This is a genomic window from Bordetella sputigena (assembly GCF_965137885.1).
GTDB classification, from domain to species: Bacteria; Pseudomonadota; Gammaproteobacteria; order Burkholderiales; family Burkholderiaceae_B; genus Bordetella_C; species Bordetella_C sputigena.
In genome coordinates this window covers 192,142-215,168 of record NZ_CBCSCA010000006.1, presented here as the reverse complement: position 1 = coordinate 215,168, position 23,027 = coordinate 192,142, and the positions used below count along the sequence as shown (strand labels likewise).

Genomic DNA, 23,027 nt, shown 5'->3' with positions numbered 1-23,027 from the left:
AAAACCGCGCATGGCTGCGCGGTTCATGGATCGATGCAACGCCGCGGCGAAGTTACTTGGCCGGCGGAGCGCTGGCCACCAACTGGTTGAAGTCCTTGTCCAGCCGCCCCAGCGCATCGTCGATGTGCGCGCGCCGCTGCTTGATCCAGTCGGCCTGGGCCGATAGCTTCGCGCGGGCTTCTTTCAGCATGCGCTCCATTTCCGCCGGCTGCGGCCCGCCCGAAGTCGCGCGGCTCTTGACGATGGCCACGGGGTCGAGCGACGCGCGGAATTCCGCCTCCGTCATGGGCAGCTCCTGCGGATACTTGCTGCCCTTGACCACCTCGGCATAAATGCGTTGGGCATCCGCGTACTTGAAGTCCAGCGGCTTGATATTGTTCTGGCGCGCGTACTCTACGACGTCGGAGGCGAAATGATGGCCCTCGCGGAACGGCAGCTTGTACTTGCGCATCAGCAGGTCGGCCAGTTCCTGCGATGCCGTCCAGTCGCTGTTCAGTTCTTCCAGCGCGCGATCCGGGCTGATCACCAATGCCTTGAGCACGCGATCCCATTTTTTCAGCGCCTTGATGGCGCTATCCACCATGGCCGAGTTCTGTTCGACATCCTTGGGGTCGGGCATGCCCGGCGTGATGTTGTGGGTCTGGATGATGGGACCCATCGCCAGCGTGATGGCTGTCGACGCATCGCTGCGCGTGGAGTTCAGCAGGCCCGGGTTGCGCTTCTGCGGCATCGCGCTGGACACGTAGGTATTGCCGCCGCCTTCCTGCAACAGGATCCAGGGCCGCGATTCCGCGTACTGCGTCATGACGTCTTCGATGAAGTTGCTCGTATGCAGCGCGATGCTGGTGACGATGGAGGAAACTTCCACCGGCTCGTCCATCGAGGAAATCTGCGAGGCGTCATAAGCGTTGTCGACCAACTGGCTGAAACCCAGATAGTCGGCCATGCGCTTGCGGTCCAGCGGCCAGCTGGTGCCGTTCAGCACCGTGGTGCCCATGGGCGAGCGGTCCACGCGCGCGTAGGTCTCGCGGATGCGTTGGGCGTCGCGATCCAGGCCCGCCGCATGGCCCAGCAGATAGTGGCCATAGCTGTTGGGCTGCGCCGCCACGCCGTTGGTGTAGTTGGGAACGATGGTGTCGACGTGCTTGGCCGCCAGGTTCACCAGCGTGGTCGACGTCGCGTTCAATTGATCGGCCAGTTCCAGCAGTTTGTCGCGCAGGATGGCCGCGCGATAGGTCGCGTGCATGTCCTGGCTGGAACGTCCCGCGTGCAGCAGCGTGACGTCCAGGCCGCCTGCCTTGATCAACAGGGGTTCGAAGGTGATGACGGTCGACGGCCGCTTGCCGCCTGGCTGATCGCCATCCTGGATGACCTTGGCGACGGCGGCGGCCAGGCGCGGCGCCATGGATTTATCGAGCAGGCCTTCGTCGGTATTGATGACCGCGGTGGCTTTATTGATCTCCCCCAGCCAGAAGAACTCGTCGCGGCCGGGCGCCTTGGCCGCGCGCTTCGCGACGGCGGCCTGCGCCGGCGCGGCAGGCGTGCCAGGGGTTTCCGCGGGCGCGGGTTGCGCCGTGGCCAGGGTGGTGCAGCAGGCAAGTGCGACGAAGAGACAGGTGGGAGCGAAGCGTCGTGCGGCGGTTTGTCTCATGATGCCCTCTTCTTGTGATTGGGGGCTCAATTCTATAGAAGTCGGCCTGTCGGCAGGCTGGCCGCGAGCGTCGCCAAGGACCCGGCTAAGGGCGTCGCGCGGCGACGGAGAGTATGGCTTCCAGCGTCAAGCCGATCTCCAGCAGCCGCCGATCGCCGTGCGGCGGGCCGTCGATTTCGATGCCGACGGCCTGGCCCTGTTCCGTATAGCCCGCCGGCAGGGTCAGGCCCGGCAAGCCGGCGTTGCTGGCCGGCAGGGTATTGCGCAGATAGGCATAGTTGGCCGATATCGGCTGGTCGTTCAGCGCAACGATGCCCGCCATCGCTCCGAGCTGTCCGGCGACGGTGATGGTGGTCGGCAGGATGATGCCGTCCAGCTTGTGTTGGCAGAACTGCTCCAGGAACAGGCGGCGCAGGGCCGGCCGGTGCGTGCGAATGGCCGCCTCGTACAGGTCGGGCGACACGCGGTGCGGCGAGGACGGCGCGATGAAGTTTTCGATCAGGGCGCGTACATCGTCGCCCGCCGTGTGGCGGGCCAGATCCTCCATGGACAGCCCGGTTCCATGGGTGCGCAGATAGCGCTCCATGGCCGGCCAGAATTCGGCGAAGCCGATGGCGGTGCCCGTGGTATCGCTCAGCTGGCCCAGCTCCGGCATGCGCAGTTCGATCAGACACACGCCGCTGTCTTCCAGGCGCCGCAATGCGTGCTGCATGAGTTCATGCACCTGTGCATCCAGTCCTTCGAAAAAAAAGCGCGGCGCCATGCCCAGGCGTATGCATTCCGGCCGCGCTGCCATGGCCGGCCGTTGCGTGCCGGTGATGACCTGGTCCAGCAAGGCCACGTCGGCCACCGTCCTGGCCATCGGGCCCGGGGTGTCGCGCGTCGGGCTGACGGGGGCTATGCCGTCGCCGGGATACCGGCCTACCGTGGGGCGCAGGCCCACGATGCCGTTCAGCGCCGCCGGGATACGGATCGAGCCCGCGGTATCGGTGCCGATCGCGCCGTAAGCCAGGCCCAGGGCCACCGCCACCGCGCTGCCGCCGCTGGAGCCGCCGGCCAGCCGCGCCGGATCGCGGGCGTTGCGCACGTCGCCGAAATACGCGTTGTGCGACGTTACGCCCAGCGACAGCTCGTGCATGTTGGTCTTGCCGACGAAGAAGGCGCCTGCTTCGCGCAGGCGCCGGATGACCGTGGCGTCGCGCGCGGGCCGGAAGCCTGACAGGGCGGGCGTGCCGGCCGTGTTCGAAAAGCCGGCGACGTGCACATTGTCCTTGACCGCGATGGGCACGCCCTGCAAGGACATCGGCGCCAGCGCGTGGGCCGTCTTGGCGCATTGCGCGGCCTGATCCACCGGGCTTTCATAGGCGGACGAGATGAATGCGCCGAAATGGCTGCAGCGCGCATGGCGCGCCCGGGTGGCGTCGAGCAGCTCATGGACGCGTATGGCACGGCGACGCAGGGCGGCAATAGCCTGTGTGAGCGTGAAATCGGCGACGTCCGCGGGCAGCGCCGCGGCACGGAAGGGTAATAGCACGGTGTTTCTCCTTCAACGCTGGCGCTGGCGAAGCACGAGATAAAGCGCGAAATTCGCCACGCCGAAACCGAGCATGACAAGTCCGAACGCGGCCGGCCGATGCGCCGTCAGGGGGCCTATCGTCTGCGCCGCGAGCGCCGCGCAGGAAAGCTGCAGAAAGCCCGCCAGCCCCGAAGCGCTGGCGGAGTGCCCCGGCACCGCGCCTATCGCCGCGGCGGTGCCGATGGGCAGCAGGAAGCCGTTGGCGAAGGTCAGCGCGGATATGCCGGCCAGCAACAGGATGGTTGATGCGGGCAACAGCGACAGGCCAGCGCCCAAGGCGAGCCCGGCGCATAGGAACAGGCGGCAGCCGTGGCGGTACAGCGCCTGGCCGCCGACGCGCGGCGCCAACGCGCGCGCGACGCTATTGCCGGCCACGTAGGCGACGGAAAGGCTGATGTAGGTATAGCCGAGCGCGCCCGGGGCCAGGCCCTGGTCGAGCAGCAGGAAAGCCGACTCCGACAGGTAAGCGAAATAAGCGCCCTGCGATACCGCGATGATGGCGGTGTTGAAGCGGAAGTCCGGCGAACGCAGCACCACGCCATAGGCGCCCCAGGTCCGGCGCGCCCAGCTCCCGCGCGGCGCGCGCACCGCGAGGCTTTCCGGCAGCCTCGCATAGACCAGCAGAGCCAGCAGCACGCCGAACGCGGCGGTGAAAAGGAAACACGACCGCCAGCCCAGCGCCGCGTACAGCTGTTGCCCCAGCACGGGCGCCAGCGCGGGCGACATGCCGACGACGATGGAGATGCTCAGGAAGAAGTTCCTCAGGCTTTCGCCGCGATGAAAGTCGGCCGCGACGGCGCGGCCGACGACGATGGCCCCGCAGGCGCCGATCGCCTGCACGACGCGCCACGCCAGTACGACGTCGTAGCGGTCGGTGTAGGGAATGGCCAGCGACGCGGCGGCGTAGGCGGCCAGCGACGTCAGCAAGGGAATGCGCCGGCCGAACGCGTCCGATAGCGGACCGTGGATCAGGTGGCTGGCCGCCAGGGCATACAGGAACACGCTGAACATGGCCTGGATTTCCGTGGCGTCGCGTTGATACACGCGCGACAGCGCCGGTACGGCGGGCAAAAAAATGTCCGTGGCGACGAAGCCGCACACGGACGTTAGGGCGATCATCAGGGGCAGGTGGCGTGGGGCGGGGCCGCATCCGGCCGGGTCGCGCCCGGCTGGGTCGCGTTCGCTCCGGCCGCGGTCGGCCGGGTCATCCGTGGCCTGGCCGCGCCTGGCCGCCGCCCCGCTACGCCACGGCATGGGTCTTCCCTTGCAAGGAGCGCTGGATCGCGGCTTCGATCAAGGAGGCGATATATCCGGCGACGGGCTGCCGGTATATCGAGTAGTGATCGGCGGGCACGTCCTGCACGTGCAGCCATTTCAACAGCGGCGGCCATCCCTGCAGGCTGTCGCGCGCGTTGCCGGTGCCGCGGACGAATAGCGCCTGGCCTTCGAAGGCATCGCGCGGCGCATGGGTGCCGGCCGCGTGGTTGTTGGCGATCCATATCGCCAGCCCTTGCTCCACGTCGCGCAGCGTGGCATCCGCGGGCAAGTGTCCACCCCGTATGCCCATGGCCAAGAGCATCAGGTTGCGTTCGTTTTCCGGCATCGCGGCCAGTTCGCTCCTGGACGGTGCCTGGGCGCCGCCATCCACCAGTTTGCGCGCGTAGCTGGCGATGAAGTCCTGCGTGCCTTCGCCACTGGGCTGGCTGATGTAAGTGTCCAGCAGGACCAGCAGCGGCGGCTCGACGCCCTGCGACTGCAGATGTACCGCCATTTCGTAGGCGACGTTGCCGCCGAAGCTGTAGCCGCACAGTATCGGCGGATTGTCCGGGTCCTGCGCCAGGACCTGATCTGCATAGCGCCGCGCCATGCGCCGCAGGTCGGTTTCATACAAGCCATCCGCATTCAGCGGTTCGCAGGCGATGCCATAGGACTCCATGCCTTTGGCGGATTCCGCGATGTCGCGATAGCACCAGATGCCGCCGCCCGCCGGATGGACGAACCACACTTTGGGCGCTCCGGACGGACCGCCCAGTTTGGCGAACCCGGTCGGCAGCCGGCGCGAGTTGGCGTCGCGGGTGGCTTCGATCATGCGGGTCAAGGCGCCCAGCGTGGGTTGGGCGAACAGGGCGCTGGCCGAAAGCTGCAGGCCGAAATCCTGGTTCAGGGCGGCGACCAGCTGCATGGCCAGCAGCGAATGGCCGCCGGCGCGGAAGAAATGACTGTCGTCCGCGGTGCTGTGCGGCAGTATCCGGGACCATGCGGCCCGTACACGGACGGCCACCTCCGACGAGGCGGCATCGCGCGGTGCGGCATTGTGTGGCGCCGGATCATGCGGCGCGGCATCGCGCGGTGCGACATCATGCGTCGCGCGGGCATGCCGCGCGGTGGCCGTCGGGGGCGACGGCCGCTCTGCTTCCGGCCTCTGCGCGGCCGCCGCGCGCTGCGTGCTCAACACGCGCAAGGCGGCACGGTCACGCTTGCCATTGGGCAGCAGCGGCAGGCGCTCCAACCGCGTATAGATCGCCGGCTGCATGTAGGCCGGCAACGCCGCGGCCATGGCCGCACGGACGCCGGCCTCGTTCCAATCGTGCATGCCGGCTTCGACGAATACTTCGATCTGCTGGGCATCGTTGACGATGGCCATGGCGCCGCGCAGCGCCGGCGCGCAGCGCGCGACCGCGGATTCGATTTCCTCCAGTTCTATGCGCAGTCCGCGCAGCTTGACCTGGTTGTCGGTGCGCCCCAGAAAGACATAGTCGCCATGGCGGTCGAGCGCCACCACGTCGCCGGTTCGGTAGGTACGTCCGCCTTGACGCGATATGCCGAAGCGGTCCGCCGTCAGGGCGGGCTGGCCGTGATAGCCGGTGGCGACGCCCGGCCCGTCCACGGTCAATTCACCGGAGCCGTCCGGTGTGTCGCGCTCGATGTGGAACGTGGTGCCGGGCAGCGGCCGTCCCAGGGGAACCGGGTCGCGCGTATCGCCGTCACCAGGTTGGCAAAGATGGAAGGCGCACTGCACCGTGGCTTCCGTCGGTCCGTACAGATTGACGATCGGAATGGGCAGATGCGCCTGGACTTGCGTGACCAGCCGGCGCGGCAGGGGCTCGCCGCCACAGAGCAGCAATCGCAGACTGGCCAGATCGCGCAGCGCCGCCGGCTCGGCCAGGACCTGCAGCATGGCCGGCACGACCTGCAGCAGGGTGACGCGATGCTGCCGCGTCGCCTGCGCGATGGCGGTGGGGTTATTGTCGGCGATCACCATGGTGGCGCCGACCATCAGAGGCGCCAGGTATTCCCACACCGATGCATCGAAAGCCGTCGAGGTTTTCTGCAGGAAAACGTCGTCCTGGCGGCATGCGAACTCGCGCACGAACCATTGCATCTGGTAGGCGAGGGCGCCGCGGGATACCACGACCCCCTTGGGTCGGCCCGTCGATCCGGAGGTGTACAGCACGTACGCGGGATCCGCGTCGTCGGCCGCGCGTGGCTTTTCGACGCCCGTCGTGTCGACGCCCGGCGTGTCGCCGCCCGGCGCCGCGACGCCCGGCGCGTCAACGGGCTGGCCGCCGTCGCCGACTGGGAGGTCGGATGCCGTCAACTGTTCGATCAGCAAAGCATTGTCCGGACTGATGTGGCGGTTCGCCGCGTCGCTGATGACGTAGCGCGCCCCGCTGTCCGCGATGAACAGCGCAAGCCGATCCCTTGGATATGCCGGATCCAGCGGCAGATAGGCCGCGCCGCATTTCAGGATACCCAGCATCGCCGCGACCCATTCGACCGAGCGGTCCAGGGCGATGCCGATCACGGCGCCGGGTCCCGCGCCCTGGGCGCGCAGGCGGGCTGCCACGCGCTCCGAGACGGAGCGCAGTTCCGCGTAGCTGCAGTCGTGGCCGCCATGGCGGATGGCGGAATGCGCGGGCATGGCCCGGGAAACGAGATCGAAATGATCGAGAGGGAAAGGCGTGCGCATGTGGCCTCCCCTTAGCCGTTGACGACGCGCGGCCGGTCGTCGGCGAGGTACTGCGCGTGTTGCGCCAGGGAGCGGACGTTGACCGTCTTCATCAGCCAGCGATTGCGCAGCGCCTCCGGCTCCAGCACCAGCCCGACGTCCTTGCTGTGCAGGCAATCGTTGTTGGCCGCGCCCACCAGGTCGCCGGGCAGAATCTGCACGCGCTTTTTCAGCTTGTGCAGCGCGGCGATCAGCGTTTCCACCGCGCGGCTGGCGCGTTCGGTGAGACCGCGTGTGCGGTTTTCGAAAAAGCGCAGGTCCGTCGGCGTCGCGCCGCCCAGTACCGGATGTACGTCCGCCTCGCCCAACTGCACCTTGCTGTTGTGCATCGTCAGGTCGTCATAGGGCGTGTGGAACTCGTGCTGGCGCAGATCCGCGCAGATATCTTCGCCCAGAAAGGCGAGCAGGTCCTTGTTGCGCACATAGCACGTGTAGATCTGGTTGCGCGGCGATGCGCGCAGGCCCAGGATGTTGACCCAGTCCGGGCGGACGAAATGATTGGCCAGGTCCTTGTGGAAGTAGATGGGCTTCAAGGCCTTCTGGGATTGGCTTTCCGCCAGGCTCTTCTGCGGATGGATGTCCTGGAAGATGTCGCCGTCGTTGACGTTGGCGTAACCGATGGGCTCCTGCCCCATCAGCTTGGCGTAGAGCAGCAGGAACGCCTCGGCGACGTAGGTGTTCTTGCGCTCGCGCTTGTCGTGCACCGGGCTGTCGAAGTCCAGATAGGGCAGCTCGGCATCGATCGGGCAGTTGCGCAGGACGACATAGGGGTTTTCGTAGCTGTCGACGCGCTGGCGTGTTTCGCAGCAATCCAGGAATGCCTTGGGCACCTGGCCATTGCGAATGACGGCGTCTACCCGCTCTTCGAAACCGCCATAGTCGGCATAGGGATTGGCGTCGATGGCCGTCAGGGCGCGCTGTAGATCCGCGCAGTCCTGGGGGGTGAAACAAAAGTCGACGGTTAATTCCATCATGGGAAACCTCGTGCGGCAGAAGACCGGATGGGCATATCCGGTTGGCGGGCGCAGACTATGGGAGCGCCGGAGGATTCACATGACGTCCGATGGAATATCGGACAGCGTTACTTTGTGCCTGTCCTAACTCGGACCGACCTGATGCTGCCGGGCAGGGCCGATGTGCGAGATCGCCCTGGTTTTCCGTTTGGGCTACGCTCGACTACCATTTTTTTTAGCGAATAGTCGGATAAGTAGGAATATTTTGAAAAATAACCTCTCGCGGAGAGGTGCCGGTTGCCTGGAGGTCCGGCAGGCCGGCGTGGCCGCCTTACATCGTGCCTTGCAGGGCAAGCCGTTGCAGGCCTTCCATATCGAAGGTCTCCACGCATTTGGCGACTTCGTCATAGAAGACCTTGTATTGCGGGTAATCCGCGCGCGTTTCCAATATCCAGTTTTCGATCTCGGATAGCTCGCCGTCGTGGGCCAGCCGGGACAGTACCAGGCGCACCGCCAGCGGCGGCGCTTCCAGTTGCGGACCTTGGGCGGCGTGCGTGGACGTCTGTCCTATGGGGTGCGTGGCGACGGCGGAGGCGTTCACCAGCTTGATGGGGAGGGTCAAGGAGAAGCGGTTGCCGCGTTCGGGTGCGCTTTCCACGCGGACGTCGCCGCCCATGGCATGGGTGATCTGTTCGACGATGAACAGGCCCAGTCCCAGCCCGGATTCGCGGCGATGCAGTTGCCTGAAAGCCAGGAAGATGTCGCGCTGGTTCTCCACCGAGATATGCGGGCCGTCATTGAAGACGGACAGTCGCAATTCGGCTTGCCGCCCCTCGGTGCGGCGTACCTGTGCCTCGAATTTCACGGTGCCGCTGGTGGTGAATTTCGCAGCGTTGCCGAGCAGATTCAAGACGGCTTGCCGCACGCGCTTGGCATCCACCAGCACCAAGGCGGGCAAGGTGGGCGCGGGCACGTATTCGAAGCTGTTGCGCTGGTGGATGCACAGCGCGATGCCGAAGTGCGCCAGTTCTTCCAGCAGCAGAGGCAGGTCCACCTCTTCCGGCTGGACGGCGAAGGGCTCCAGCTCGAGCTTGCCGTAGGCGAGCACTTCTTCGATGAGGCTGAACTGATGACCGACGCTGCGCTCGATGACGTCCAGATAGGCGTGCTGGGTGGGCGCGGCGGCCTGGCGCAGCAGGCGGACGTAGCCGCTGATGATGGCCAGTGGCGCGCGCAAGTCGTGCCCTACATAGCTCAGGATCATGGCCTGGTCCGCAACAGTGGATTTCTGCCCAGTGCTGGCGGGTAGGTCGGCGGCGGGAATGGCCGGGCTGGCGGGCGCGGCAGGCCAGGCAGGCTTCGGGGGCGCGAGCGGTGGCGCCGGCGTACGGAGCGGCGTCGCGGCGCGCGGTCGCCGCCACATTGCGAACTGGCCCGCGGCCCACAGCGTCAGGACAGTCACGTTGCCCGCCACGGCAAGCAAGGCCAGCGGCGGCGAACCGGAATCCAGCAGCATCGCGTTCGGCATCAGGGGGAAGGGCAGGACGGGGCCCATGGTTCTGACGACGGCGTCGACGACGATGAACAGCGCCGACAAGGCCAGCAAGGCGGCCGTGGTCCGGGCGCGCCGGCTGGCCGGTGTGGCGGGCGCGGTGCCGGCCCGGCGTACGAGCAGCGCGGCCGACGCCAGCATGCAGGCGGCCAGGGCGCCGGTAACGCCTTGGTATAGCCAGAGACAGGCGCGGATGGGCAGCGCCATGGGCGGCGGCAGGAGCATTGCCGCCAGCAGGCCGATAGACAGGCACGCGATGGCCAGCGGGTAAACGCGCGTGCCGGGTATGGCCACCGCTTCGCTGCTGGCCGTGCGGCGGACGAACATCGCGCACAAGGCCAGGTACAGGACGTCGAGCGTCAACTCCAGCCGATACCCCCACGTGGCGTCCAGAGGCCATAGCAGTCGCTGCAGGTAATCCCGGCCGGCGGCTTCGCGGACGACGGCGCCGGCTCCGATCGCCGCCAGCCAAAGAAAAGGCGCGCGCCGGGCCAGGATGGCGACCAATAGCAGGCACCAGACGAGTGCGCCTCCGGCCCCGATCAACACGCTGTCCGCACTCGTTGTTACGGAAGCCGCCGTCTGGAACAAGCGCTGCGTATAAAGGACGGGATCGAGCGAGAAGGCCGTATGGCTTTTGATTTTTATCCACACGCGAACCGATTCGTCGCGTCCCAGGCTCAGGCGTAGCGTCGGAAAGCGCGTCAGGTCCTGCTGCTGCAGGATGGGAACTTGCGTACCGGCGCGCGTGTGCGATAGTTCGTCGCCGTGTTCGACGAAGAAATCGACGCTCTCCAGGTTGCTCGGTCCGGCCACCAGCTTCATGCGGTTGACCGCGTTCCATGGGTTGCTGATGGTCAGTAGCAGCCACCACGCCGAATCGGGATGCGGAGCGGCCCGGTTTTTTATCTCCGCTGCCTGGAAAATCCGGGGATTCTCGGCTTCGAGCGCGCGTATCTGCTTGAAATCGAGGCGGCCTCCGCGGTCCTCGTAGGCGGTAATGAAGGGCCCGAGGGCAACGGCGAATTCGTGCTCGCCCGGCAGGAAAAAAGTATTGGCCATACTGGCATTCGCCGGCAGCCATGTGCCTAGCAGGAACGCCAGCAACAGAATGGGTTTGAGGACGCGCGTTGTGAGTGCCCGCATCGGTTGTTCTAGGCCCTGGGATAGACTCGGTACGCAATGCAGGTGTGTCGAGTCCATTTGGGCTAGATCACCAGAAGGACACGTTAATCGGCCAATACTGCAATAAATCCCCGCATTGCGCCAGGGGGCTGTCAGACCATAACAGCCATAACAGGCGCGATGTGCTTCGTATAGAACCGCAAAAAACCGATATGTCTCGGCACGCGCCGGTGCGGATTTTTGCGGGCTCCGGAATGGGTGTTCTTCGCGGGGGCTGGGTACGCATCTTGCCGATGGCCGTGGTTTTGCCCGGCAGCTGTTCCGCATTGCTGCATCCTACGGAGATATTCATGTCATCTTCTCCCTCTACGCCCGCGCGTCCCCCGGCCGATACCGGCAAAGACTTGAATCGACCGGCGCGCCGGACGTTCCTGGCCGGAGTGGGCGCGGCCGGCCTGTCCGCCAGCGCGGCGGCGCATCTGGTCGCCAATGTCGCGGCCAAGGGCGCGCCCGCCGCCGACGCTCCTCCCACCGATAAACCGGCCGCCACCGCGCCGGAAGGAACGATACCCATGCGTCTTTCAGTGAATGGCCAGCTTCATGAGTTGAACCTGGATCCGCGCACGACCCTGCTGGATGCGCTGCGCGAGCATCTGCACCTGACTGGAACCAAGAAAGGCTGTGATCACGGCCAGTGCGGGGCATGCACGGTACACGTGAACGGGCGCCGCGTGAATTCCTGTCTGAGCTTTGCCGCCACCCACGAAGGCGACGCGATCACGACCATCGAGGGCGTGGGGCAGCCGGGACAATTGCATCCGATGCAGGCGGCATTCGTCGAGCACGACGGCTACCAGTGCGGGTACTGCACGTCAGGCCAGATCATGTCCGCCGTTGCATTGCTGCGCGAGCCCTGGGGCCCCGCGGATGCGGACGTGCGCGAAGCGATGAGCGGCAACATCTGCCGCTGCGGCGCTTATCCAAATATCATCGCGGCCGTCCAGGACGTCCGTCGCAAGGCCTAGGAGGACACCATGGAAATGTTCCAGTTGACGCGCGCCAGCGACGTCCAGGACGCCGTGCGGGCAGGCGCGGCGGCGCGGACGGCGCAGCAGGGGGCCGATATACGGTTCCTGGCCGGCGGCACGACCCTGATCGACCTGATGAAGCTGGACGTGGAGCGGCCCGGCCGCGTCATCGACATCAGCCGGCTTGCCCTGGACCGCATTGAACCGCGGGATGGCGGCGGCGTGCGCATCGGCGCCATGGTGCGCAATTCGGACCTGGCCAACGACGCGGTCATCAAACGCGACTACGCGGTGCTGTCACAGGCGCTGCTGGCCGGAGCGTCCGCGCAGTTGCGCAATATGGCGACCACGGGGGGCAATCTGCTGCAGCGCACGCGCTGCGTGTACTTCCGCGACACGGCCGCCGCGTGCAACAAGCGCAACCCCGGCACGGGCTGTTCGGCCATCGGCGGCTACAACCGCAATCTGGCCGTGCTGGGCACCAGCGAGCATTGCATCGCCAGCAATCCGTCGGACATGAACGTGGCCTTGATGGCGCTGGAAGCGACCGTGCATATCGAGGGCGTGCAGGGCGCGCGCGCCGTGCCGATCGGCGACTTCTATACCTTGCCTGGCGATACGCCGGACCGCGAAACCGTGCTGCAGCCAGGCGACCTGATCACGCACGTGACCCTGCCCGCCCCGGCGCCCGGTAGTCGTTCGGTCTACCTGAAGCTGCGCGACCGCGCGTCCTATGAGTTCGCGCTGGCCTCGGCGGCGGTGGTGACGACGGTCAGCCAGGGCAGGATCTCGCATGTGCGGGTGGCGCTGGGCGGCGTCGGCACGCGGCCATGGCGATCGCCGGAGGCCGAAGCCGCCCTGCAAGGCCAGGCGCCCGGCGAGCAAGTGTTTCGCGCCGCCGCGGACGCGGCCCTGAAGGATGCACGGCCGCAATCGCAGAATGCCTTCAAGATCGAGTTGGCGCGGCGTTGCCTCGTCCATACCCTGAAACAGGCCACGCAGGTCGCGTAGAACAGGAGCCACAGTCATGAGCACAGTTGCAGAAAACCGTGGTGAACGTGCCGCGCGCGCCGCGGACATCATCGGCCGCGCCACGCCGCGCGTGGACGGGCCGCTGAAGGTCAGCGGCAAGGCGATGTATACCTCCGATTTCAATTTTCCCGGCATGCTCTACGCCGTGCCGGTGTGCAGCACCATCGCCAATGGCCGCATCGAATCGCTGGATCTGTCGGCGGCGCAGACGATGCCGGGCGTGCGCCTGATCCTGCATCGCGAGAACGCCGGCAAGCTGTACCGCGTGCAGGGCGCCAAAGTGGATGAAGGCAGGCCGCCTTTCCACGACGACGTGATCCGCTACTACGGCCAGTATGTCGCGGCGGTGATCGCCGATACCTTCGAGCAGGCCACGGCCGCCGCGGCGGCCGTCAAGGTGCGCTACACGGAGGACAAGCCGGCCGTCGCCACGCAGTTGTCGGCGGATACCGACATCAAGGTGGGCAGCCAGCGCGGCCAGGCGCAAGCCGCGTACGATAGCGCGGCGGTCAAGGTCGACCACACCTACGTGACGCCGGTGGAAACGCATAATCCCATCGAATTGCACGCGACCGTGGCGGTGTGGGACGGCGAAAGCTATACGCTGTACGAGACCTCGCAGGCGGTGGACAACCACAAGGCCGTCATGGTGCAGGCGCTCGGTACGACGCCGGACAAGGTGCGAGTGATTTCGCAATTCCTGGGATCCGGCTTCGGCGGCAAGCTGTGGCCCTGGCCGCATTGCATGGTGGCCGCGGTGGCGGCGCGTCAGCTCGGGCAGCCCGTGAAACTGGTGGTGACCCGCCAGATGATGTTCCAGAACGTCGGCCATCGGCCCATCACCCAGCAGCGCATCCGGCTGGGCGCCACGCCGGACGGCAAGCTGCAATCGCTGCAGCAGGATTACCTGAACCAGACGTCGATACTGGACGATTACGAGGAAGACTGCGCCGAGGCCACGCCGCACATGTACAGCACGCCCAACCTGCGTGTGACCTCGGCCCTGTGCCGCCGCAACATGGGCACGCCTACCGCCATGCGCGGCCCGGGCGCCGTGCCGGGCTTGTTCGCGCTGGAATCGGCCATGGACGAACTGGCGGTGGCGCTGGACATGGATCCTGTTCAGCTGCGGTTGAAGAACGAACCGGACCATGACGAAGGCAATGGCCTGCCGTTTTCCTCGCGCCACCTGACCGAATGCATACAGCGGGGCGCGGAGAAATTCGGCTGGGCCCGCCGCACGCCCGGGGTCGGTTCCATGCAGCGCGACGGCAAGATACTGGGCTGGGGCATGGCCTGCTGTTCGTGGCTGGGCGCGCGGCAGCCCACGCATGCCAGGGTGGAGCTGCGCGCCGACGGGTCCGCGCACGTGGCCTGCGGGACGCAGGATATCGGCACCGGCACCTACACCATCATGGCGCAGCTGGTCAGCGCCGAAACCGGCATCGCGCCCGAGCGCATCGACGTGGCGCTGGGGGATACGGCGCTGCCGCCGGGACCGGTGTCCGGGGGTTCCACCGTGACTTCGTCGGTGATCCCGGCCGTGTTCCAGGCGACGCGCGCGGCAGTGAAATCCGTGCTGCAGACCGCCTGCAAAGGCGATGAGCCCGCCTTTCCCGACCGCAAGCCGGAAGACCTGGCATTCACCCGCGGCTATGTGCACCTGAAAGACCAGGCGCCCGAAAGCGGCAGGCCTTTCGCCGAGATCGTGGCCGGCGCGGATCTCCGTGCGATCGCGGGGGAGGGCAGCGAGACCGCCGGCAACTTCGGCAACGATCCCTTGAAGCGCAAGTACTCCATCAATTCCTATGGCGTGCATTTCGTCGAAGTGGAGTGGCAGCCGGAGATCGCCCGCCTGCGCGTCAGCCGGGTGGTCACGGTGATCGACGCCGGACGCATCCTGAATCCGCGGCCGGCCCGCAATCAGATCGAAGGCGCGGTGGTGATGGGCGTGGGCATGGCGCTGTTCGAGCACACGACCTACGACGAGCGCAGCGGCAAGCCGGCCAACAGCAATCTGGCCGACTACATCGTTGCGTCGAACGCCGATACGCCGGAGATCGACGTGACCTTCCTGGACTATCCCGACCCCGTGCTGAACGAGCTGGGCGCGCGCGGCGTGGGCGAGATCGGGCTGGCCGGGACGGCGGCGGCGATCACCAATGCCATCTACCACGCGACCGGCGTACGGGTGCGCGAACTGCCCGCCATGATCGAGGACTTGATGCAGGCATGATGTGCAAGGCCCGTGGAATCCGCGCGTTCGCGGAATCCACGGGCCGGTTCTCGCGCCGGCGGCGGTCGCCGGCGTCACGGGAGGCCGTGCCAGCCTGCGCCTCGCCGCTCACACCGGCGAGGGATTGCGCTCCGCGAATCCGACCTGGTGCCAGTACGGGTACGCGCGGTCGACGGCGCTGGCGGCGTCCAGCCTGGCGATCTGTTCGGCGGTCAGGTTCCAGCCCACCGCACCCAGGTTCTGGCGCAGCTGGTTTTCGTCGCGCGCGCCGATCAGCACCGTGCTGACGGTGGGCCGCTGCAGCAGCCAGTTCAACGCGATCTGCGGGATGGTCTTGCCCGTTTCGGCGGCCACTTCATCCAGCGCATCCACCACGCGGTACAGATATTCGTCGGGCACCGGGGGGCCGAAGTCCGCCGTCTTGTGCAGCCGGCTGGTCTGCGGCAGCGGCTGGCCGCGGCGGATCTTGCCGGTCAGGCGTCCCCATCCCAGCGGGCTCCAGACCACGGCGCCCACGCCCTGGTCCAGGCCCAGGGGCATCAGTTCCCACTCGTAATCGCGGCCGATCAGGGAGTAGTAAGTCTGGTTGGCCACGTAGCGCGGATAACCGTAGCGGTCGGCGGCAGCCTGCGATTTCATCAGGTGCCAGCCCGAGAAGTTCGACACGCCCGTGTAGCGGATCTTGCCCTCCCGCACCAGCGTATCCAGCGTGGACAGGACCTCTTCGACCGGCGTGCGGGCATCGAAGCCGTGCAGCTGGAACAGGTCGATATAGTCGGTGCCCAGGCGCTTGAGCGCATCGTCGACGGCGCGGATCAGGTGAAAGCGCGACGAGCCCACGTTGTTAGGCTCGTCATCGAAGCGGAAGGTGGCCTTGGTGGACAGGATGACTTGGTCGCGCCGGCCCTTGATGGCCTCGCCCAGGATGGATTCGGAGGCGCCGCGCGAATAGATGTCCGCCGTGTCGAACATCGTCACGCCTTCGTCCAGGCAGATGTCGATCAAGCGCCGCGCTTCGGCGACGTCGGTCTTGCCCCACGCTTCGAACAACTCGCCTTTGCCGCCGAATGTGCCGGTCCCAAAGCTCAATACCGGGACCTTGAATCCCGATGCACCCAGATGTCGATATTCCATGTGTGGCCTCTGTGTAGAAGTACGGACAATGCGCGCCCTGGCCGGACGGCGTCGCGCGCTGGCAAACCAGCATACTGCCGCGGGCGCGCGCCGGGAAAAACCCCGGCCATGGCGAAACACTTGTACGTCCGGGGCAAGAATGCGCTCCAGACGCCAGCGGCATTCCCGCGGCACGTCGCCGGTACAACCGACGGCGTCGGCGCTACGCGGGATGGCAGGTTCGCGGCCGGGTTGTGGTTGTGCGCCGGGGCGCCGGCCGCTGTGCGGGTATCCATCCATTCGTATAATGCGAAGCCGCGCGGCCATCCGCCGCAACCCGCGGCAATGTCGCCTCATCCTGCGTACCCTTGACCGAATCCATCGAAAGCCGCGTTTCCGCCGAACTTGTCGCCGTGCTGGTCGCGGTGACGGACGGCCAGCCTCGCGTGTTGACCACGGACGATGCCCGCGCATTGCCCGCCGGTCCTTTCCAGTCCAGCCACCGGTCCTTGCAGGCCGGCCTGCGGGCCTGGGTGGAGGCGCAGACCCATCATCCGCTGGGATACGTCGAACAGCTGTATACCTTCGCCGATCGCGATCGGGCGGATCAGCCGGATACACGCATCATCTCGGTCAGCTACCTGGGCTTGACGCGGGAGCTGGCGCAGACCGGGGGCGCGGGCGTGGGCTGGCAAAGCTGGTACCGCTATTTCCCATGGGAAGACCGGCGTGAAGGCGCGCCCGCTTTCGCCGCATCGGTGATCGAACCCCGTCTGCGAACCTGGGCCGCGAGCGGCCCGGCGGCGCAGCGCGGCCGTCGCTATGACCGCGTCGCCATTACCTTCGGCCTGGACGGCGCGGGTTGGAACGAGGACATGGTGCTGCAGCGCTACGAGCTGCTGTATGAAGCGGGGCTGGTGCCGGAAGCCGGCCGCCGGCCGATCCGGCCCGCGTTGCCCGGCACGCCCATGATCCACGACCATCGGCGCATCCTGGCGACCGGCATCGCGCGGCTGCGCGCCAAGATCAAGTACCGCCCCGTGGTGTTCGAATTGATGCCCGAGGAATTTACGCTGCTGCAGTTGCAGCAAAGCGTGGAAGCGCTGGCGGGCCGTGGCCTGCACAAGCAGAATTTCCGCCGCCTGATCGAACAGCAGGAACTGGTGGAAGAGACCGGCGGCATGACCAGCGGCACCGCGGGACGGCCGGCAAAGCTGTTTCGCTTTCGGCGCGACGTCATGCTGGAACGGGCGATCTCCGGCAGCAAGTTGCCGCTGGCGCGAGAGCCGCATCTGGTCTAGCGGCCGGCTGGCGAGCCGCATGTCACCCGCGGCGGACTGCGAAAAAATTCGTTGACAGGGGTTTATGCTCAGAAATAGTATAAGTCCATCCCCTCTTTCGCTTATCCCTTTCACTTTGCCTAATTAATACTCAAAATGAGCATAAGCACATTGCCGCGCCACCCGGGCGCGCAGCAGGGCAGCACGGCACGTCCGGTCGTGGGAATCTCCGATGCGCCGCGCACGGTTTCCCCCTTGCCCGCCATCATGCTGGAACCCGTGGTACGGGCCGCGCTGCTGGAGGACCTGGGCCGCGCGGGCGACATCACGACCGACGCGATCGTCGATCCGGACAGGCAGTCGCGGCTGCGCCTGGTGGCCCGCAAGGCCGGTGTGCTGGCGGGGCTGGATCTGGCGCGCATGGCATTCACGCTGACCGATCCGCGCATCGAGTTCCTGCCGGGCCTGCGCGATGGCGCGCGCCTGCGTCCGGGCGATGAAATTGCCGTGGTGGCCGGGCCCGCGCGCGGCATTCTTACCGCTGAACGCACCGCGCTGAACCTGCTGTGCCACTTGAGCGGCGTGGCGTCGGCCACGGCCGCTATCGCCGACGCCATACGCCCTTATGGGACGCGCGTCACGTGCACACGCAAGACGCTGCCCGGCATGCGGGCGCTGCAGAAATACGCCGTACGCGTGGGCGGCGGCAGCAACCATCGATTCGGCCTGGATGACGCCATGCTGATCAAGGACAACCATGTGGCCCTGGCCGGGGGGATACGACCGGCCGTGGAACGTGCGCGCGCGGCGGCGGGCCACCTGGTCAAGATCGAGCTGGAGGTCGACACCCTGGCCCAGCTGGAAGAGGCGCTGGCCCTGGGGGTGGACGTCGTGTTGCTGGACAACATGGAGCTGGCGCAATTGCGCCAGGCCGTCGCCATGGCCAAGGGCCGCGCGGTGACCGAGGCCTCCGGCGGTGTAACGCCGGAAACCGCCCCGGCGATCGCGGCGACCGGCGTGGATTTGATCGCCATCGGCTGGATCACGCATAGCGTGCAGGTGCTGGATATCGGGCTGGATGCCTGACGGAGCCGTCGATGAATATCTTGCAGCGGCGCGAACGGCGCCGCGTGGCGGGCCGCCCAGGCGCGGCCCGAACCGTCATCGGCCGGCGTTTGCGCGGGGCGATGCTCGGATTGGCTGCCCTGCTGGCGGCCGGCGGCGCGCTGCGTGCCGCCGGCGGACAGAATGCCGCCGGACAGCCGCCCAATGTCGCCGCGATAGCGCCGGAGGCGGCGGCGCGCGGCTATCCGTCGCGCCCCATCACCATCATTGTTACCTTTCCACCGGGCGGCGGCACCGATCTGCTGGCGCGGCGCCTGGGCGCGGCGTTGCAGCACGACCTGGGGCAGACCGTCGTCGTGGAGAACCGCCCGGGCGCCAGCGGCAACATCGGCGCCCGCGAGGTCGCGCAGGCCGCGCCGGACGGCTATACCCTGTTGATGGTCAACAGCTCCTACGCCATCAACCCCGGCGTGTACCGGGACTTGCCGTTCTCGCCCAGGCATGACCTGAAAGGCGTGATCAACGTCGCCTTCGTGCCGTCCGTACTGGCGGTGCCGGCGGGCTCGCCTTTCCACAGCCTGGCGGATGCATTGGCCGCGGCAGGGCAGGGCGGCAAGGCGCTGACCTACGCATCCTGCGGCAATGGCACGCCGCAGCACCTGGCCGGCGAGATGTTGCGCATCGCCAGCGGCCGGCCATTGCAGCACGTGCCCTACAAGGGCTGCGGGCCGGCGCTGACGGATATGCTATCGGGGCAGGTGGGCGTGGGCATCATTACCGCGTCCAGCGCGGCGCCCTTCCTGGCATCCGGCAAGTTGCGGGCCCTGGCGGTCACGTCGCCGCAACGCAGCGACCTGATGCCGTCGGTGCCGACAGTCGCGGAACAGGGCTTCCCGGGCTTTTCGCTGGATCAATGGCACGGCCTGCTGGCGCCCGCCGCGACGCCGCCGGCCGTCATCGCCCGGCTGAACGCCGCGGTGGCCGCGATCATGAATCGCGCCGATACCCGCCAGGCGCTGCTGCAGCTCGGCTACAGTCCGACGGCTAGTACGCCGCAGGCCTTCCAGGCCTTGATCGAGGAAGACATCGATCGCTTCGGGCAATTGACGGCGCGCATCGGGCTGCACGCCGATTGAGCCCGAGCCGCCTTATTCCATGCCGGGGACGATGGTCGAAAAGCCGGCGTCCACGTGGGTGATTTCCCCCGTCACGCCCGCCGCGAGATCCGACAGCAGGAAGGCCGCCACATTGCCGACGTCGTCGATGGACACATTGCGGCGCAGCGGCGCGTTGTTTTCGACGAACTTCAGGATGGATGAAAAGTCCTTGATGCCGCTGGCCGCCAGCGTCTTGATGGGACCGGCCGAGATGCCGTTGGCGCGTATGCCTTGCGGACCCAGCGCCGTCGCCAGGTAGCGTACGCTGGCTTCCAGCGATGCCTTGGCCAGGCCCATGGTGTTGTAGTTGGGCACGACGCGCTCCGCGCCCAGGTAGGTCAGCGTCAGCACCGAGCCATTGCGGCCTTTCATGAGCGGCAGCGCCGCCTTGGCCATGGCGGGGAAGCTATAGGCGGAGACGTCGTGCGCCACGCGGAAGCCTTCGCGCGAAAGCCCTTCCAGGAAGTCGCCGGCGATGGCCTCGCGCGGCGCAAAGCCGATGGAGTGCACCAGGCCGTCCAGCCCGTCCCAGCGCTGGGCCAGTTCCGTGAAGGCGGCTTCGATCTGCGCGTCTTCCGACACGTCGCAGGGCAGCACGATGTCGCTGCCGAATTCGCCGGCGAATTCCGTGACACGGTCCTTGAAGCGATCGCCGACGTAGGTAAACGCCAGTTCGGCGCCTTGGCGGTGGCAAGCCCGCGCGATGCCATAGGCGATGGAGCGGTTGGACAGCACGCCCGTGACCAGTATGCGTTTGCCGGCTAGAAAGCCCATTTGTCGTATCCTCGAAACTGAAACCGGTATTTTAGGTGAAGGCCGCCGGCGATGCGCCGGCGGCGTGGCGCATCGCTCGACAGGGGCCGCGCGGCAAGCAGGAAACGCGGCGGGGCCCAAAAGAAAACGCCGGCGCGATCACGCCGGCGTCCACGTCGGGGAGCGCCTTGTGGCGCGGCCCCCGGGCAAAATGCGCTCAAGCCTTGCTCAACCGCGCACGTTCGTGCCCGGCACCCGCAGCGTGCTGCCCACCTTCAGCGCATTGCCCTTCAGATTGTTCAGGGCACGCAGCGCATCGACGGTGGTGCTGTACTGCCGCGCCAGCGAATACAGCGTGTCGCCGGATTTGACCTTGTGCTGGCGGACGTTGGGCCGCGGCGCATTCATCTTCGCCGACGCTACCTGCGCCGTGGCGGAGCGTACCGAGCCGCGCTGGGCCGGGACGCTTCCCGTGGCCGGGCCGGCGGTATCCAGCGACGCCACCTGCACGCCGCCGCGCGCCGGCACCAGCAGATGCTGCGCCATGGCGATGCGTTTCTGGCGCGACGGGATGTCGTTCAGGCCGCGCAGCGTGGCTTCCGAGATGCCGAAGCGGCGCGCGATGGAGGCATAGGTGTCGCCCCGCTGCGGCTGGTAAACCTTCCAGCTGGACAAGTCGCCCTTGTAGTTCTCCATGTTCGCGTTGAAGACCGCGACGCGGTCCGCGGGCAGGATCATGGACGCATGTTCGCCGCGGATCACCGGGCGGTTGAAGGACGGGTTCAAGGCCTTGAATTCGTCCACCGGCATTTCGGCCAGGCGCGCGGCGACTTCGATGTCGATGTCGCGGTTCTTTTGTACCGTGGCGAAATACGGCGTGTTGTCGACCGCCGGCAGGACGACGGCGTACTTGTTCGGATTGGCGATGATGTTCTTGATCGCCTGCAGCTTGGGCACGTAGTTGCGTGTCTCGTCCGGCATCTGCAGCGACAGATAGTCGGTGGGCAGCCCCGCGGCCTCGTTCTTCGCCATGGCGCGCTGTACCGAGCCTTCACCCCAGTTGTAGGAGGCCAGGGCCAGATACCAGTCGCCCTGCATTTCGAACAGGTTTTCCAGGTAGTCCAGCGCGGCATTGGTGGAGGCGATCGGATCGCGGCGTTCGTCGCGCCACCAGTCCTGCTTCAGGTTGTAGTGCTGGCCGGTGGCGGGCACGAATTGCCACAGGCCCGAGGCCTGCGCGCGCGACAGGGCCGAGGGGTTGTAGGCGCTTTCGACGAAGGGCAGCAGGGCCAGCTCGGTCGGCATGCCGCGCCGGTTGATTTCGTCGGTAATGAAATACAGATACTTGCCGGCGCGTTCCGCCATGCGCTGCACGGCCTCCGGATGCGAGGCGTAGTAGTCGGTCCATTGATCGACCAGGGGATTGTGCAGATTGGGGATGGCGAAACCGCGGCGGATGCGGTCCCAGACGTCGCGCGGCGGGTGGGTCAGGTCGATGGTGCGCGACGTGACCGTGGCGACGTAGCGGGTCGGATATCCGGGTTGCTGGGTGTCGAGGTCGGCGGCGTGTAGCTCTGTCTGTTTGTGCGTCGTTCCCGCGCATCCTGCCAGTACGGCCAGGACCAGGGGAAAGATTAGCCGGAACAATTTCATCAGTGGTTCACTTGAAAATGTTTTTCCATTCGCGAAGTACGGCGAATACTTCGACGGGCGAGTTTAGCGAACGCCCAGCATGTGCTGCGGCAGCCTGGGTAATTTCAACTTGCCGGGTACGCAGGAACGGATTGGTGTCCCGCTCCAGCCCGATGGTCGAGGGAAGCGTGGGAATACCTTGTTCGCGTAGTTGCTGGGCCCGCTGGTACCACTGTTGCAGGGTGCGGTTGGCCGGATCGACGGCCTGTGCCCATCGCAAGTTGGCAAGAGTGTACTCGTGTGCGCAGCAAACTTGTGTTTCAGCCGGTAATGTTACGAATTTAGCGAGGGAGTCGGTCATTTGCGCCGGCGTGCCTTCGAACAGCCGCCCACAGCCGCCCGCGAATAGGGTATCCCCGCAGAAAAGCACCGGTTCAACGCCCGCGGCCCGGCCGTAATAGGCGATGTGGCCGGCCGTATGGCCGGGCACATCCAGCACGTCCATCGCCAGATCCAGTTCCTCTATGCGGACCTGGTCCCCTTCGCTCAGGGCGATATCGCGGCGCGGCAGGGTCTCATGCGCGGGGCCGTATACGACCGCCCCGGTGGCGAGCGACAATTCCAGCACGCCGCCGACGTGGTCCGGGTGGTGGTGCGTGAGTAGAATGGCGCGCAATCGCAGCCCGCGTTCGCGCAGCGCGCGCAGTACCGGTTCGGCCTGGCCGGGATCGACCACGGCGGCCAGTCCCTGGCGCTGCATCAACCAGATGTAGTTGTCGGAGAATGCCGGAACCGGTACCAGCGAGGCGAACGACGCAGGTCCGGGTACATCGACGCCGGCGGGGGCGGAGGTGGCATGCATCAT

Annotated in this window: 16 protein-coding genes; 6 read left to right on the top strand and 10 right to left on the bottom strand. The window is 66.7% G+C overall.

Annotated elements, in window-relative coordinates; genetic code table 11:
• Window positions 1-52: 52 nt before the first annotated feature.
• The 6 genes from ACNA0R_RS13860 to ACNA0R_RS13835 all read right to left on the bottom strand — a co-directional run bounded on the left by ACNA0R_RS13860 (window position 53) and on the right by ACNA0R_RS13835 (window position 10,803).
• Complete coding sequence (locus tag ACNA0R_RS13860) at window positions 53-1,651, bottom strand: argininosuccinate lyase (RefSeq protein WP_415826588.1); 1,599 nt, start codon at window positions 1,649-1,651, stop codon at window positions 53-55.
• Window positions 1,652-1,736: 85 nt separating this feature from the next.
• On the bottom strand, window positions 1,737-3,185 hold the full coding sequence (locus tag ACNA0R_RS13855; RefSeq protein ID WP_415826587.1) for an amidase family protein: 1,449 nt from the start codon (window positions 3,183-3,185) through the stop codon (window positions 1,737-1,739).
• 12 nt (window positions 3,186-3,197) lie between these two features.
• Window positions 3,198-4,346, bottom strand: a complete 1,149-nt coding sequence (locus ACNA0R_RS13850; RefSeq protein ID WP_415826586.1) for an MFS transporter — start codon at window positions 4,344-4,346, stop codon at window positions 3,198-3,200.
• Between the two features lie 121 nt (window positions 4,347-4,467).
• On the bottom strand, window positions 4,468-7,197 hold the full coding sequence (locus ACNA0R_RS13845) for a non-ribosomal peptide synthetase (protein ID WP_415826585.1): 2,730 nt from the start codon (window positions 7,195-7,197) through the stop codon (window positions 4,468-4,470).
• A gap of 11 nt (window positions 7,198-7,208) precedes the next feature.
• The gene (locus tag ACNA0R_RS13840; protein ID WP_415826584.1) at window positions 7,209-8,210 is read right to left on the bottom strand and encodes a hypothetical protein; all 1,002 of its coding nucleotides are present in this window, start codon (window positions 8,208-8,210) and stop codon (window positions 7,209-7,211) included.
• Window positions 8,211-8,520: 310 nt separating this feature from the next.
• On the bottom strand, window positions 8,521-10,803 hold the full coding sequence (locus tag ACNA0R_RS13835) for an ATP-binding protein (protein WP_415826583.1): 2,283 nt from the start codon (window positions 10,801-10,803) through the stop codon (window positions 8,521-8,523).
• A gap of 413 nt (window positions 10,804-11,216) precedes the next feature.
• Between ACNA0R_RS13835 and ACNA0R_RS13830 the strand changes: the two genes are divergently transcribed.
• The 3 genes from ACNA0R_RS13830 to ACNA0R_RS13820 are packed head-to-tail and all read left to right on the top strand — an operon-like array spanning window position 11,217 to window position 15,162.
• Window positions 11,217-11,891 (top strand): (2Fe-2S)-binding protein, encoded by a 675-nt coding sequence (locus tag ACNA0R_RS13830; protein ID WP_415826582.1) that lies wholly within the window; start codon window positions 11,217-11,219, stop codon window positions 11,889-11,891.
• Between the two features lie 9 nt (window positions 11,892-11,900).
• On the top strand, window positions 11,901-12,905 hold the full coding sequence (locus tag ACNA0R_RS13825) for an FAD binding domain-containing protein (protein WP_415826581.1): 1,005 nt from the start codon (window positions 11,901-11,903) through the stop codon (window positions 12,903-12,905).
• A 16-nt stretch (window positions 12,906-12,921) separates the two neighbouring features.
• Window positions 12,922-15,162, top strand: coding sequence for a xanthine dehydrogenase family protein molybdopterin-binding subunit (locus ACNA0R_RS13820; RefSeq protein WP_415826580.1), 2,241 nt, complete (start codon window positions 12,922-12,924; stop codon window positions 15,160-15,162).
• Between the two features lie 108 nt (window positions 15,163-15,270).
• Here the strand turns inward: ACNA0R_RS13820 and ACNA0R_RS13815 are convergent, their stop codons facing one another.
• The gene (locus ACNA0R_RS13815) at window positions 15,271-16,296 is read right to left on the bottom strand and encodes an aldo/keto reductase (RefSeq protein WP_415826579.1); all 1,026 of its coding nucleotides are present in this window, start codon (window positions 16,294-16,296) and stop codon (window positions 15,271-15,273) included.
• A 347-nt stretch (window positions 16,297-16,643) separates the two neighbouring features.
• Between ACNA0R_RS13815 and ACNA0R_RS13810 the strand changes: the two genes are divergently transcribed.
• From ACNA0R_RS13810 to ACNA0R_RS13800, 3 genes are all read left to right on the top strand, one after another.
• Window positions 16,644-17,576: an NUDIX hydrolase gene (locus tag ACNA0R_RS13810; RefSeq protein ID WP_415826578.1), complete on the top strand. Its 933-nt coding sequence runs from the start codon at window positions 16,644-16,646 to the stop codon at window positions 17,574-17,576.
• Window positions 17,577-17,822: 246 nt separating this feature from the next.
• The gene (nadC, locus tag ACNA0R_RS13805) at window positions 17,823-18,641 is read left to right on the top strand and encodes a carboxylating nicotinate-nucleotide diphosphorylase (RefSeq protein ID WP_415826760.1); all 819 of its coding nucleotides are present in this window, start codon (window positions 17,823-17,825) and stop codon (window positions 18,639-18,641) included.
• 101 nt (window positions 18,642-18,742) lie between these two features.
• Window positions 18,743-19,756 carry a tripartite tricarboxylate transporter substrate binding protein gene (locus ACNA0R_RS13800; RefSeq protein WP_415826759.1) on the top strand — a complete coding sequence of 338 codons (1,014 nt, stop codon included), beginning with the start codon at window positions 18,743-18,745 and terminating at the stop codon, window positions 19,754-19,756.
• Between the two features lie 12 nt (window positions 19,757-19,768).
• Here the strand turns inward: ACNA0R_RS13800 and fabI are convergent, their stop codons facing one another.
• From fabI to gloB, 3 genes are all read right to left on the bottom strand, one after another.
• The gene (gene fabI, locus ACNA0R_RS13795; protein WP_415826577.1) at window positions 19,769-20,551 is read right to left on the bottom strand and encodes an enoyl-ACP reductase FabI; all 783 of its coding nucleotides are present in this window, start codon (window positions 20,549-20,551) and stop codon (window positions 19,769-19,771) included.
• 207 nt (window positions 20,552-20,758) lie between these two features.
• Entirely contained in the window at window positions 20,759-22,183 is a 1,425-nt protein-coding gene (locus tag ACNA0R_RS13790; protein WP_415826576.1) for a transglycosylase SLT domain-containing protein, read from the bottom strand.
• Window positions 22,184-22,190: 7 nt separating this feature from the next.
• The gene (gloB, locus tag ACNA0R_RS13785) at window positions 22,191-23,024 is read right to left on the bottom strand and encodes a hydroxyacylglutathione hydrolase (RefSeq protein ID WP_415826758.1); all 834 of its coding nucleotides are present in this window, start codon (window positions 23,022-23,024) and stop codon (window positions 22,191-22,193) included.
• Between the last annotated feature and the right edge of the window lie 3 nt (window positions 23,025-23,027).

What these genes read in the sequence shown, in the direction of transcription:
- ACNA0R_RS13860 (WP_415826588.1), bottom strand. Translation starts at nt 1,651, where the DNA reads ATGAGACAAACCGCCGCACGACGCTTCGCTCCCACCTGTCTCTTCGTC.
- ACNA0R_RS13850 (WP_415826586.1), bottom strand. Translation starts at nt 4,346, where the DNA reads ATGATCGCCCTAACGTCCGTGTGCGGCTTCGTCGCCACGGACATTTTT.
- ACNA0R_RS13845 (WP_415826585.1), bottom strand. Translation starts at nt 7,197, where the DNA reads ATGCGCACGCCTTTCCCTCTCGATCATTTCGATCTCGTTTCCCGGGCC.
- ACNA0R_RS13840 (WP_415826584.1), bottom strand. Translation starts at nt 8,210, where the DNA reads ATGATGGAATTAACCGTCGACTTTTGTTTCACCCCCCAGGACTGCGCG.
- ACNA0R_RS13835 (WP_415826583.1), bottom strand. Translation starts at nt 10,803, where the DNA reads ATGGCCAATACTTTTTTCCTGCCGGGCGAGCACGAATTCGCCGTTGCC.
- ACNA0R_RS13830 (WP_415826582.1), top strand. Translation starts at nt 11,217, where the DNA reads ATGTCATCTTCTCCCTCTACGCCCGCGCGTCCCCCGGCCGATACCGGC.
- ACNA0R_RS13825 (WP_415826581.1), top strand. Translation starts at nt 11,901, where the DNA reads ATGGAAATGTTCCAGTTGACGCGCGCCAGCGACGTCCAGGACGCCGTG.
- ACNA0R_RS13820 (WP_415826580.1), top strand. Translation starts at nt 12,922, where the DNA reads ATGAGCACAGTTGCAGAAAACCGTGGTGAACGTGCCGCGCGCGCCGCG.
- ACNA0R_RS13815 (WP_415826579.1), bottom strand. Translation starts at nt 16,296, where the DNA reads ATGGAATATCGACATCTGGGTGCATCGGGATTCAAGGTCCCGGTATTG.
- nadC (WP_415826760.1), top strand. Translation starts at nt 17,823, where the DNA reads ATGCTGGAACCCGTGGTACGGGCCGCGCTGCTGGAGGACCTGGGCCGC.
- ACNA0R_RS13800 (WP_415826759.1), top strand. Translation starts at nt 18,743, where the DNA reads ATGCTCGGATTGGCTGCCCTGCTGGCGGCCGGCGGCGCGCTGCGTGCC.
- fabI (WP_415826577.1), bottom strand. Translation starts at nt 20,551, where the DNA reads ATGGGCTTTCTAGCCGGCAAACGCATACTGGTCACGGGCGTGCTGTCC.
- ACNA0R_RS13790 (WP_415826576.1), bottom strand. Translation starts at nt 22,183, where the DNA reads ATGAAATTGTTCCGGCTAATCTTTCCCCTGGTCCTGGCCGTACTGGCA.
- gloB (WP_415826758.1), bottom strand. Translation starts at nt 23,024, where the DNA reads ATGCATGCCACCTCCGCCCCCGCCGGCGTCGATGTACCCGGACCTGCG.